The sequence below is a fragment of the Mycobacterium sp. NGS27 genome, from assembly GCF_059813005.1.
In genome coordinates this window covers 684,990-697,066 of record NZ_JCALDT010000001.1, presented here as the reverse complement: position 1 = coordinate 697,066, position 12,077 = coordinate 684,990, and the positions used below count along the sequence as shown (strand labels likewise).

The 12,077-nt window shown below is 68.9% G+C and carries 12 protein-coding genes and 1 pseudogene; 6 read left to right on the top strand and 7 right to left on the bottom strand.

Translation table 11 applies throughout. From position 1 onward, the window contains the following. Positions 1-111 precede the first annotated feature (111 nt). On the bottom strand, positions 112-462 hold the full coding sequence (locus AC5Y30_RS02995) for a hypothetical protein (RefSeq protein ID WP_499916152.1): 351 nt from the start codon (positions 460-462) through the stop codon (positions 112-114). Between the two features lie 179 nt (positions 463-641). Here AC5Y30_RS02995 and AC5Y30_RS02990 point away from each other — a divergent pair, with 179 nt between their 5' ends. Next, entirely contained in the window at positions 642-977 is a 336-nt protein-coding gene (locus tag AC5Y30_RS02990) for an RNA polymerase-binding protein RbpA (RefSeq protein WP_007770897.1), read from the top strand. A gap of 28 nt (positions 978-1,005) precedes the next feature. Here AC5Y30_RS02990 and AC5Y30_RS02985 read toward each other — a convergent pair. From AC5Y30_RS02985 to AC5Y30_RS02970, 4 genes and pseudogenes are all read right to left on the bottom strand, one after another. Further along, positions 1,006-1,827, bottom strand: a pseudogene (locus tag AC5Y30_RS02985) (polyprenol monophosphomannose synthase); the annotation flags it as partial. A 37-nt stretch (positions 1,828-1,864) separates the two neighbouring features. After that, positions 1,865-3,589, bottom strand: a complete 1,725-nt coding sequence (lnt, locus tag AC5Y30_RS02980; RefSeq protein ID WP_499916763.1) for an apolipoprotein N-acyltransferase — start codon at positions 3,587-3,589, stop codon at positions 1,865-1,867. A 283-nt stretch (positions 3,590-3,872) separates the two neighbouring features. Further along, complete coding sequence (locus AC5Y30_RS02975) at positions 3,873-5,405, bottom strand: amidohydrolase (RefSeq protein ID WP_499916761.1); 1,533 nt, start codon at positions 5,403-5,405, stop codon at positions 3,873-3,875. Between the two features lie 142 nt (positions 5,406-5,547). Continuing rightward, positions 5,548-6,081 carry an FxsA family protein gene (locus AC5Y30_RS02970; protein WP_499916759.1) on the bottom strand — a complete coding sequence of 178 codons (534 nt, stop codon included), beginning with the start codon at positions 6,079-6,081 and terminating at the stop codon, positions 5,548-5,550. A gap of 73 nt (positions 6,082-6,154) precedes the next feature. Between AC5Y30_RS02970 and AC5Y30_RS02965 the strand changes: the two genes are divergently transcribed. Then, positions 6,155-6,862 carry a dienelactone hydrolase family protein gene (locus AC5Y30_RS02965; RefSeq protein ID WP_499916150.1) on the top strand — a complete coding sequence of 236 codons (708 nt, stop codon included), beginning with the start codon at positions 6,155-6,157 and terminating at the stop codon, positions 6,860-6,862. 4 nt (positions 6,863-6,866) lie between these two features. Here AC5Y30_RS02965 and AC5Y30_RS02960 read toward each other — a convergent pair whose 3' ends face one another. Continuing rightward, the gene (locus AC5Y30_RS02960) at positions 6,867-7,730 is read right to left on the bottom strand and encodes a type 1 glutamine amidotransferase domain-containing protein (protein WP_499916148.1); all 864 of its coding nucleotides are present in this window, start codon (positions 7,728-7,730) and stop codon (positions 6,867-6,869) included. A 13-nt stretch (positions 7,731-7,743) separates the two neighbouring features. Beyond that, entirely contained in the window at positions 7,744-8,133 is a 390-nt protein-coding gene (locus tag AC5Y30_RS02955) for a PPOX class F420-dependent oxidoreductase (protein ID WP_499916146.1), read from the bottom strand. Between the two features lie 127 nt (positions 8,134-8,260). On the opposite strand from AC5Y30_RS02955, the gene AC5Y30_RS02950 reads away from it, so the two are divergent. The 4 genes from AC5Y30_RS02950 to AC5Y30_RS02935 are packed head-to-tail and all read left to right on the top strand — an operon-like array spanning position 8,261 to position 12,057. Continuing rightward, positions 8,261-9,499 carry a DUF1214 domain-containing protein gene (locus AC5Y30_RS02950; RefSeq protein ID WP_499916144.1) on the top strand — a complete coding sequence of 413 codons (1,239 nt, stop codon included), beginning with the start codon at positions 8,261-8,263 and terminating at the stop codon, positions 9,497-9,499. Beyond that, complete coding sequence (locus AC5Y30_RS02945) at positions 9,496-10,641, top strand: sulfotransferase family protein (protein ID WP_499916142.1); 1,146 nt, start codon at positions 9,496-9,498, stop codon at positions 10,639-10,641. The genes AC5Y30_RS02950 and AC5Y30_RS02945 overlap by 4 nt, the downstream gene beginning before the upstream one ends. A 1-nt stretch (position 10,642) precedes the next feature. Continuing rightward, complete coding sequence (locus tag AC5Y30_RS02940; protein ID WP_499916140.1) at positions 10,643-11,251, top strand: TetR/AcrR family transcriptional regulator; 609 nt, start codon at positions 10,643-10,645, stop codon at positions 11,249-11,251. Between the two features lie 2 nt (positions 11,252-11,253). Then, a complete protein-coding gene (locus tag AC5Y30_RS02935; protein ID WP_499916138.1) occupies positions 11,254-12,057 on the top strand; it encodes an SDR family NAD(P)-dependent oxidoreductase in 804 nt (267 codons plus the stop codon). Positions 12,058-12,077 lie beyond the last annotated feature (20 nt).

The following is a 12,077-nucleotide window of genomic DNA, read 5'->3' as shown; positions in this document are numbered from 1 at the left end:
CTGTAGACATGGCCCGACGTCCATGGCGCGACTGTACCCGGCTGACCATAGCCGGTGGTCAGGCACATGTCGCGCAGCCTCGAGGCCGCCGGCGAGAAGCGAACGACGCGGTCACACACCCGCTCGGCGCCATCCGTCGGCGGCCCGGGCGGCTTGGATCAGCGCATCACATAACTGGCGTAGCTCGGTGGCCCCGGCGCCTTCCTCGACCGCCGTGGCGACGTCCTCGGCCGCGCACCGCACCTGGTAGACGCGATCCGACAGGTCTGCGGCATCCTCGGCCGACAGCACCACCGCGTCGTCGGCCACCGCTGTCGCGCCGTGGCGGTTCAGCGAGGCCCGCTGTTCGTAAGCGCGTTGCCGGCACGACTGCCGGCAGTACTGGCGGCGGCGCCCCATCCCCGCATCGGTGACGTCTCGGCCGCACCAGCGACAGGGCTGCGGGTGGGTACGGCGGCTCACGCTTGCCGACTTTAGTCGGGTTTTCTCGGTGATCCCGGTATCATTGATGGTCGCGTCGCGTACGCCGGCTCCGGCCGGGGAACTGCGCAGACGGCCGCAGCGTTTGCTCAGTGAAGACTTATTCTCAATGAAGACTTAGGAGCCGCGGAGCTCCGAGAAGACCTGAAGGAGTAGCAGCCATGGCTGATCGTGTACTGAGAGGCAGTCGCCTCGGAGCCGTGAGCTACGAGACGGACCGCAACCACGACCTTGCGCCGCGCCAGCTCGCGAAGTACCGGACGGAGAACGGCGAGGAGTTCGAGGTCCCCTTCGCCGACGACGCCGAGATTCCTGGCACCTGGCTGTGCCGCAACGGACTGGAAGGCACCCTGATCGAGGGCGACCTGCCCGAGCCGAAGAAGGTGAAGCCGCCGCGCACGCACTGGGACATGTTGCTGGAGCGCCGCTCGGTCGAGGAGCTCGAGGAGCTGCTCAAGGAGCGCCTCGAGATCATCAAGACCCGCCGGCGGGGCTGACCCGCGGACCGAGCCGGGGCGGCCGCACCTAGGTGCGGTTGTCGGCCCTGGTGGCCCTGGCACCCGACCGCCGGCCCTGGATACCCCAGCGGGTGACCTTGACCAGGGCCTCGCGGATGTTGGATCCGCTCATCTTGGACACGCCGAGTTCGCGCTCTGTGAAGGTGATGGGCACCTCGGCGATGGTGAACCCGTTGCAGATCGTGCGCCAGGTCAGATCGATCTGGAAGCAGTAGCCCTTGGAATCCACCCCGGCGAGATCGATCGCTTCGAGCACTTCGCGGCGATACGCGCGGTAGCCGGCGGTGATGTCGTGCACACCGATGCCCAGCGCCAGCCGGGCGTAGGTGTTGGCCGTCCAGGACAGGGCCCAGCGCCGCTTCGGCCAGTTGCGAACCGTGCCGCCCTCGACGTAGCGCGACCCGATGGCCAGATCGGCCCCGGCGTCCACGGCGTCCAGGAGGCGGTTCAGCTGTTCGGGCGCGTGGCTGCCGTCGGCGTCCATTTCGACCAGCACCGAGTAGTCACGGCTCAACCCCCACGCGAAACCGGCCAGGTACGCCGCGCCCAGGCCGTCCTTGGCGGTGCGGTGCATGACGTGCGTGCGGCCGGCGTCGGCCACCGCAAGCTCGTCGGCGAGCCGGCCGGTGCCGTCGGGGCTGCTGTCGTCCACGACGAGCAGGTGCACGTGCGGGCAAGCGTCCTTGAGCCGCCGGTGGATGACCGGGAGGTTCTCCAGCTCGTTGTAGGTAGGGATGATCACCAAGACGCGCTGGCTGGGACGATTGCCGGGGGTTTGGGGCGCCGGCTGGCCGGTGGTCATGTAGCTCCTCTGTGTCGCCCGAAATCGATGCGGTGCCACCCCGTCCTGGTCGGACGGGGCGTGGTCAGTCGCCGTCGTCTGCCGGCGTGCGGTCCCGGGGGTCGGGCGCGGTGTCTTCAGTCGTGCTCGTCGGACGGGGCTTGCCGGGTGTTGCACCGGCCCCTTTCGATTGGCGTGTGGACGGCAGACGTATCGAACGCGGGAACCATCCATTGTGCCGTATCCCGGCCAGGATCACCGCTCCGGCCGCCAGGACCATGACCCATTGCAGCAGCGGCCCCCATCGCGTCGCAGGGGTCAGCCTGGTCTTGAGGCGCACCTGCATATCCAGATAGGCGGGCTGGAAGAACTCGGTGCGGGCCAGCTCGCCGCCATCGGGGGCCACCACCGCGCTGATCCCCGTGGTGCCGGCCACCACCACGTACCGGTCGTGCTCGACCGCCCGGACCTTGGCGAAGGCAAGCTGCTGCTCGCTCATCCTCTTGTTGAACGTCGCGTTGTTGGCCGGCACGGCCAGCAGCTGGGCGCCGCCGAGCACCGCTTTCCTCGGCACCCGGTCGAAGATCACTTCCCAGCAGGTGGCGACGCCGACGGGCACCCCCGCGATATGCACCACGTCGGAGCCCGGTCGGGGCACAAAGCTTCCGGCGCGGTCGGCGTACCCGGACAGGTGCTTGAACAGCCACGGCATCGGCAGGTATTCGCCGAAGGGCTGCACGATCTCCTTGTCGTGGCGATCGGCCGGGCCGGTGGCCGGATTCCACACGATCATGGTGTTGGTGTAGTTCGGATCCTGCGGCGGGCGCCCCGGCACGTCGAGCACGCTGCCGATCAGGATCGGAGCGCCGATGGCCGCCGCGGCCTGCGAGATCTCCAGCGCCGCGTCATTGTTGACCAGCGGGTCGATGTCCGACGAGTCTTCCGGCCAGATCACGAATTGCGGTTGCGGGGCGGCGCCCGAACGCACGTCCTCCGCCAGCCGCAGGGTTTCCTGGACGTGGTTGTCCAGCACCGCGCGCCGCTGTTCGTTGAACTCGAAGCCCAGCCTCGGCACATTGCCCTGGATGGCCGCCACGGTGACCGACGGCTCGCCACCCGATCCGGTGCCGGCGTGGCGCACCTGCGGCCAGACGATGAGCGACGCGAACAGCACCAGGCAGATGCACACGCCGGGCAGCACCACCGCGGGCGGCGCCTGATCTGGGTCGTCAGGGCGTCCGTCGTCGGCCGCCCGGGTCGCCGGATGACCCGAGTGCCACCATTTCACGATCTCGAGCGCGATGGCCGTCGCGCTGAAGCCCACCAGCATGATCGCCATCGACAGCAGCGCGACACCGCCGAGCTGGGCCAGGGGCAGGAACGGGCCCTGGGTCTGGCCGAATGCTGCCGATCCCCAGGGAAAGCCGCCAAACGGACCGATCGACTTGAGCCACTCCTGGGCCGCCCACAGCAACGCGAACCAGAGGGGCCAGCCGGGCAGCCGGCGCACGATGACGGCGCAAAGGCCGAACAGCGCGGGAAACAGCGCCGACACGGTGGCGAGCGCGATCCACGGGATGGGGCCGACCAGGAGCCCGACCCACGGCAGTAGTGGCAGGTAGAACGCCAGCCCGAAAAGGAAGCCGTAACCCAGGCCGCCCGCCGGCGTAGTCGCGGGATGCGTCAACACCCACGCCAGCAGCGCGGCGGCCACAACGGCGCCCCACCACCAGTTGAGGGACGGGAAACTGGCGCAGAACAGCAGGCCGCCCACCACGGCGCAACTCAGCCGGGTCAGGCGGGGCAGCATCGCGGCCTGGGCGGCGGGCAGCCGCGCGGTCACCGCGGCGAGCAACCCCGTTACCGCGCCCCGCGCGGCGGTCCCCCGCCGACCGGCCGCCGGCGCGCGTTCCTCGGCCGGTGCGGCGTCCTCGTCCCGGTCGTGCGGGTCGGGCTCGGCGTGGACGTCGACGGGCTGATCGTCGCGGTCCGACTCGGCCTCATCGCTGATCGGGTCGGAATCCGGCGGCTGCGGCAGGTTCGTGTCCAGCGCATCGGTTCGGTCCGCGGGTTGGTCGCCGCCCGACCGATCCCTAGCCATGGATCACAGCGCCCCGATGCACCGTTCGCCGGCAGCGCGGTAGGGCGTCGCCCGGGCCTAATCGTGGCAGCGCGGGCACGCGGGAACGCGGGTCGGTCGACCAGCGCTGGACGGCGTCTTGCGGGGCGTGCACCGCCAGGTCTCCGGCATCCCAGATGGCATATGAGGCCGCCGCCCCCGGCACCAGGGTGCCCGCGTTGCCGTCGCGGACGCCGGCCGCCCGCCAGCCGCCCCGGGTGGCGGCCGCGAACGCCGCCCGCGCCGAGATCCCGCTGCCCGGGGTGCGGTGGTTGACAGCTGCGCGCACGCTCACCCACGGGTCGAAATCGGTGACCGGAGCGTCGGAACCTAGCGCGAGGGGCACGCCTTGGGATGCTAACAGCGCAAAAGGGTTGAGCCGACTGGCTCGCTGGGGGCCGAGCCGCCGCGCGTACATGCCGTCGGCGCCGCCCCACAGCGCATCGAAATTGGGCTGCACGCTGGCGATGACACCCCACTGGCCCAGCTTGGCGGCCTGATCGGCGCTGACCATCTCGACATGCTCGAGGCGGTGTCCGCAGCGTGCGACCGCGACCGGCCCGAGGTCGGCGACGACGCGCTCGAGCGCACTCACCACCGTCTCGACCGCGGCGTCCCCGATGACGTGGAACCCCGCGGTGACTTCGGCCTGGGTGCATGCCCGCAGGTGTTTCTCGACGGCATCGCAATCGAGATAGCAGGTTCCGGTGCGATGCGACGCATCCGCGTACGGCTCGCGCAGCCAGGCGGTGCGCGACCCCAATGCCCCGTCGACGAACAGGTCGCCGGCCAGCCCGCGGGCTCCGGTCGCCGCCATCAGCTCGAGCGCCTGGGCGGGGCTGCTCACCGGCTCACCCCAATAACCGATCACCTCAACGCCATGGTCGAGGGCCCGCAATTGCAGCCAGTCGTCGATCCCGCCGATCTCGGGCCCGGCGCATTCGTGCACCGCGACGATGCCCGCCGCGGCGGCGGCACGCAGGGCCGCGGCACGGGCTTCGGCGAGCTGGTCGGCGGTCAGCCGGTCCCGCGCAGCGGCCCGCACCAGGTGGTGCGCGTCGCCGACCAGCGGCCCCTCGGCGCTGAAACCCGCCGCCGCCGGAAGGTCGCCGACCAGCCGCCGCAGGCCCGTCGACGCGAGCGCGGAATGCACGTCCACGCGCGCCAGGTAGGCGGGCCGGTCACCGACAACGGCGTCCAGGTCGCCGGTGGCCGGCGGGGCGTTCTCCGGCCACGACGTTTCATCCCAGCCGTGCCCCCACACCGGCTGGCCAGGGTGCGCGGCGGCATAGTCGGCGACCATCTGCAGGCACTGGGCGAAGGAGGCTGCCGACCGCAGGTCCAGCCCGCTGAGCGTGAGCCCGGTCGCGGTGAGGTGGATGTGGCTGTCCACGAATCCCGGCGCCACGAAACCGCCCTGAAGGTCTTCGACATCGGTGTCCGGAAACATGCGTCGGCCGACCGCGTCGGCGCCCAGCCATGCCACGAGGCCGTCGCGGACCGCCATCGCGGTCGCGTCGGGCTGGGCCGGGCTGTGCACGCGACCGTTGACCAGCAGGGTTACCGGGGCGGATCTAGCGGTCACAGCCCAAAACTACGTGCACCGGTCCGAATGGCGATAACGATGCTCAGACGGTCACAGCGCCGTGTCAGCGGCCGTCGAATCGTTGCGGCCGCGCCGGCGCATCGACGTCGCGGACATCAATGACCTCGCCGTCGATGTAGTCGCCGTGGCCGCCAGCGTCCGGGTAGGCCCCGCCGGCGTACGAGGCCGGGTACGGATCGCCGCCGAACGCGCCCGCGTAACTGAGTCCCCGCGTCCGCCGCTGCAACTTGCGCATCGCTACCGCGGTCAGCCCGGGGCCGACGGCCGATCGTACCGGCGGGATGAGCAGCAACAAGCCCACCGCCGTGCTGGCCAGGCCGGGCACGAGGACGAGCAGCATCGCCAGGCTGACCAGCGCGCCGTCACCGGCCGCGGCGCGTCGTGCGGCCAGGCCCGAGCGCAGCTGCCCGATACGGCGGATCAGGTGCGAACCCGCCAGCGGGGCCACGATCCCCCAGCCGAGCAGGAAGGTGGCCAACAGCGCCAGCAGGGTCCAGCCCCATCCGATCGTCGACACCAACGCGAAGATCACCGCGAGTTCGACGACGGCGTAGATCAGCAACAGCCGCGACACCATGCCAGACCAACGCCCGCGGACCACACCTGAGTTCCCGTGGTGCTCGCCGGCGTGGTTGCAGTTAGATGACGCTATGACGACGATTCACATCGATACCCCCGACGGACCGATCGATGCGTTACTGAGCACCCCGCCCGGACAGGGTCCGTGGCCGGGTGTGGTGGTGATCCACGATGCATTCGGTTACGGCCGGGACAAGCAGTCGATCAATGACCGCATCGCGGCGGCAGGCTATCTGGCGATAACCCCGAACATGTATGCCCGCGGCGGCCGCATCCGCTGCATCACCCGCGTCATGAAGGAGCTGCAAACGCAGCGTGGCCGCGCCCTCGACGACATCCTGGCCGCGCGCGATCACCTGAAGGCCATGCCGGAATGCAACGGCCAGGTCGGCATCGCGGGCTTCTGCATGGGCGGTCAGTTCGCTCTTGTCATGTCGCCCAAAGGCTTTGACGCCTCCGCGCCGTTCTATGGCGCTCCGCTGCCCCGCAACCTCGACAAAACGCTCGACGGCGCGTGCCCGGTGGTGGCCAGCTTCGGCGCCCGCGACCCGCTGGGCCGTGGCGCGCCCGAGAAGCTGAACAAGACCATCGCGGCCAAGAACATCACCGCCGATGTGAAGACCTATCCGGGCGTCGGGCACAGCTTCGCCAACGAGCTGCCGGCCCAGCCGCTGCTTCGCATAGCGGGTTTCGGCTACGACGCGAACGCCACCGAGGATGCGTGGCGGCGGGTGTTCGCGTTCTTCGGCGAGCATCTGGGAACGGGCTCCGCGACGTAGCGGGTTAGTGCGCGGCGTTCAGCTTCTGCGACAACACCGTTGCGAAAGTGTGGGTGTCGCCGGGCCAGCGCGCCGACACGTAGCCGCCGTCGTCGACGACGAAGGCGGGCCTCGAGTCGGTCGGCGTATCGCGCGCCATTCCCGAGGTTTTCAGTCGCCAGTGCGGCGATCCCCGGGCGACGTCGCGGAAATCCGCTGGACCTTCAAGCGCGCGGGTGACTTCCGACTGCACCGACATGTACCCGCCGGGTTGGCCGGGTCCCTCGGTATAGGTCCGGTAGTAGTCGCGATCCCAGAACCGGGTGAATCGGGTGAGGCGCCAGGCCAACCGCTCCATGGCCCACGTCAACGCCGTGGTCTTGCGGCCGTAGAGGATGGACCGGCCGGTCGTGGGATCGGTGCTGCGCGCGGCCAGGAGCACCCCGTGACAGATGGCGGCGACTACCAGCTCGTGCGCGAAGGCGTCCACGACCAGCCGGTGCAGGATGTCACTGTCGATGTAGCCGCGCATTCCTCGGGCGCGGTGCCCGCCCGGCAACAGCAGCCCGTCCACGCCGTCCAGGGTGGCGTCCTCCCAGCTGACCGGATGCTGAAATTCGTTGGAGCGCACCATATCCCGATACGCACGACGCCCGGTCTTGTTCGCGCGCAGCGTCAGTCCGATCAGCGGGATGGCGCCCAGCAGCGGCAGCACGGACCAGGCGTCCAGTCCACGGCCCGTCAGCATGATGTCGTCGGCCGCCCCGGGCGTGCCGCTTTCGGTCGCGAAGACCACCCGGTGGCCGTTTCGCGTCAACACCGACCAACTGACGGCGACCTCGGTCGGGTCGAAGTCGCGGTCCGGGATCGGGATGAGAACGGTGCCCACGGCGCCTCGGCGGTCAGGCCACTTTCAGTTCGAGGCCGACGTTGTTGTCCATGCCGCCGCGCAGCTTGCTGAAGAAGTTGAACACCTTGCCCAGCACCCCGTAGCGCTCTCCGATGGCGTCGTAAACGGAGGCCGTCGCCGACTTGTCGAGAATGGCCGCCGTTCCCTCGACGGCCTCGCTGGTCGGGCGGCCGTTCATGGTGCAGGTGGCCAGCGTGACGCGCGGGGTATTGCGGATTCGCTTGACCTTCCACGACTTCTCCTGGGTGATGACCAGCAGCCGGTCCCCACGCTGTTTGTCCAGGGCGGCCCAGATGGGCGTCGGCTTGGGCTTGCCGTCCTTGGTGAACGTGGTCAGCAGGATGTATTGCGCCTTGGCGAGATCGGCGAAGGTCGGTGTCACCAGGACAACGTACCGCCGCGCGGTGGGGGCGTTGACATTCTCGGCGCTCGGCTGCGATAGTCATGACAGCTTAACTGAAAACGCTATTTTCAATTAAGGCCGCAGAGCACCGATCGAAGTGGGCATCATGAGCGATCCGAAAACGCCGCTGGCGTGGTTGCCGTTCACGATCGCCGAGGCGGCCTTGGCATCGTCGGGCGAGACGAGCGATACCGACCTGTTTGCGGCGTGGTCACAGCTCTTGAGCCGGCTCGGCGAAGCCGCGCGGAGGGTCGAATCCGAGCCGGCGAGCCGCAACCGGACCGACGCCGCCGCCGGAATCCGGCACCTGCTGGTGCTGCTCGCCGCGGGTATCGACGAGGCGCTGCGGTTCGATCCGGATCCGGCATTGCGTGTCCAACGCACCAGCACCGATGACATCGTGACCTGGGGAATGGAATGCCCGGACTGCCTCTACACCCGCGCCGCGCTGCGCGGCGGGCAGAGCTATCGGCTGTACGGCAACCGCGGCACCGCCCGCTACGTCGGGCTGCAGACGATGAACGGCATCACCGCCACCGCCAACGAGCTGGTCGACGAGCTCGAAACGGATCCCGACGGCAACTTCGAGGTGGTGCTGTCGTCCTCGAAACAGCCTGGGCAAGAGGGCAATTGGATGCGAATCGAAGGTGAGCATCCCACGTTGACGGTGCGGCACTTCTTCTACGACTGGGATGCCGAGGTGGCATCGTCGCTGCGCATCGAGCGACTCGGCGACCCGGCCCGGGCCACCCCCGGTGCGGTCCACCCCCACTCGGCGGTGACCAGGCAACTGGCGGCGCTCGGCGACTTCGTCGCGGACAACCTGGCGTTCTTTTTGCAGTTCGGGTCCGCCGCACCACCCAACGGCTTCCTACCCCCGATCGATCGCACCGACATAGGGGCCGCCGCGGAGAACCGGCCGGTGATCGGCCGGTTCGAACTGCGCCCGGGCGAGGCCCTCATCGTCGAAGTGGAGCCACCACAGGGCATTTATTGGAGCTTTTCGATCGGCAACCCGTGGTGGGAGACGATCCATTACGGCCGCCACCAGTCCAGCCTGAATGCCCATCAGGCCGCAGTGGATTCCGATGGATTGGTCCGCGTGGTGTTGTGCGATCGCGACCCCGGCATCGCCAACTGGCTCGACACCGCGGGCCACAGCAACGGTCCGATCATCCTGCGCTGCGTGCGCACCGAAACGGCGCCGACGCCGACGACACGAGTGGTGCCGTTCGACGATGTCCACACCGAGTTGCCCTCGGGCACAGCGCAAGTCACCCCCGAAGAGCGCGCAGGAATCCTCGCGGCCCGGCGCCGCGCGGTGCACGAAAGGTTCGGGCGGTGACCTTCGATGCTGACGAGTTAGAGGATGGTGCCCGAACCGCAACCGGCCTCGACGATTTCGGATCGCCCTACTACCGCGAGGGACTCGAACGCATCGTCGACGCGCTGAACCACGAGGCGGACCTCAATGACATCGGGCGGGTCATCCAGCACGCCACCATCAGCAACGCCCTCATCCAACGCCTGAAGGTCGAGGACGCCTACCGGCAGCATCCCGAGATCGACGACCAGGCGGTCGGGGGCCCCGTCTTCGTCATCGGCCTGCCCCGCACCGGAACCACCGCGCTGAGTCAGCTGGTGGCCGCCGATCCCCAATTCCGATCGCTGCGCATGTGGGAATCGCAAGCGCCCACCCCGCCGCCGGAGGCCGCCACCGAACACAACGACCCGCGGATCGCGCAGGCCGAGGCCGGCCTGAAGATGCTCGACGAGATGTTCCCGCTGATGAAAACCTTGTACAACTCCGAGGCCACGGCGCCGACCGAATGCCAGGACCTGATGGGAATGAGCTTCCGCACCTTCCACTTTGACGGCGCCGTGCGCGCGCCCGGGTATCTCGCGTGGCTGATGGGTTGCGACATGCGCGAAACCTACGTCTTTCATCGGCGAGTTCTCCGGTTGTTGCAATGGCACTGCCCCCCGGTGCTGTGGCACCTCAAGACACCCGTGCACATGTTCGCCCTCGACGCGCTCGTCGAGGCATATCCCGGCGCCAAATTCCTGTGGAGTCACCGCGATCCGGCCAAAGTGATGGGTTCGGTCTGCAGCCTGATCCGGTATGTGCGCAGCTGGAGCAGCGACCGGGACGACGCCAGGGAACTCGGCGCCGAGCAGGTCGACAGCTGGGTCGAAGGCATCCGGCGGGCAATGGATTTCCGCGGCCGGATGGGCGACGACCGATTCGCCGACGTCTCGTTCGCGGACCTTCAGACGGATCCGGTCGGCACGCTGCAATCCAGCTACGCCGCCTTGGGCTTGACCTTCACCGATGACAGCCTCGGCGCGGTCACGCGTTGGGCCGCGGATCACCGGCCCGGCTCCCGCGGCGCGCATGACTATGACCTGGCCGACTACGGCCTAACGCCCGAAGGCGTTCGCGAGCGGTTTGCGAACTATCTCGCCGCCTACGATGCGACGGCCTGACGTGAAAGCACCCCGCACGCGGCGACGCGAAAAACTCGGCCCGGACGCGGCGGTGGGCCGCGAGATCCTCGCCGCCGCGTCAACCGTGTTGCGCGAGCAGGGCGTTGGCGGACTCGGCATCGCGGCGGTGCTTGAGCGGGCCGGACTGAGCACCCGCGCGTTCTATCGCCATTTCGGCTCCAAGGAAGAACTCGTCGCCGCGGTCTTTCTGGAGAGCGCGCGGGGAGAAACGCGACGGCTACGCCGCCGGATGGCCGCTGCCACAACGGACATCGAGTCGGTGATCGCGTGGATCGACGGCCGACTGGACCTGGCATTCGACGACGGCATTGGATCCGATCTGCGCCGCCTGTCGCTGGAAGCTCAATCGCAGTCCCCCGGCCTGGTGCAGCCCGCCTACGCCGAGATGCTCAAGCCGCTGCGCGATGCGCTCGCGCGTGGACAGCAGGCCGGGGTGTTCCGCGACATCGACCCGGTCAGCGACGCCCAGTTCGTCCACGGCGTGGTGTGGGCGGGCATCAACGAGCAGTGGGCGACGGGTGACTGCGACCGCAACGTGTTGCGCGAACGCATATTGCGTTTTTGTCTGCGCGGGCTGAAAGGAGACTAGCGATGGATCTCGGTTTCGGTGGATCGACGGCCGTGGTCACCGGCGGCAGCAAGGGCATGGGGCTGGCGATCGCCGAAACCCTTGCCGCCGAAGGCGCCAGCGTGGCGGTGATGGCCCGTGGCCGTGCAGCCCTCGACGCCGCCGTGACGGCGTTGCGCGAGGCCGGCGCGCCGGACGCCGTCGGGATCAGCGTCGACATGACCGACGCACAGTCGATCGCCGACGGATTCGCCGCGGTGGCCGAGCGTTGGGGGCGGCTCAACGCGCTGGTCCACACGATCGGGCCGGGCGACGGCTATTTCGAGCAGCTCGACGACGCGGGGTGGGACGACACGTTCGCGCTCGGCACCATGTCAGGGGTGCGGGCGATCCGCGGGGCGTTACCGCTGCTGCGCGCGGCGGAATGGGCCCGCATCGTCACCTTTGCGGCACACTCGATCCAGCGGCAAAACCCGCGGATCGTCGCGTACACGGCGTCCAAGGCGGCGTTGGCCAGCGTCACCAAGAATTTATCGAAAAGCCTTGCCACCGATGGCATTCTGGTCAACTGCGTGTGCCCGGGAACCATCGTCACCGCCAGCTTCACCGAGAACCTCAAGGACATTCTCGCCGCCGACGGCCTGGACGCGACCAATCCCGTCGACGTCATGACCTGGATCGACAACAACTTTCACCAACCCTGCGACCTCGGCCGCGCCGGGCTGCCCGAAGAGGTCGCCTCCCTGACCGCCTACCTGGCGTCGCGGCGCAACGGCTATGTCACCGGGGCCACCGTCAACGTGGACGGCGGCTCCGATTTTGTGTAGCTGTGGTTCGGCGAGCAGAC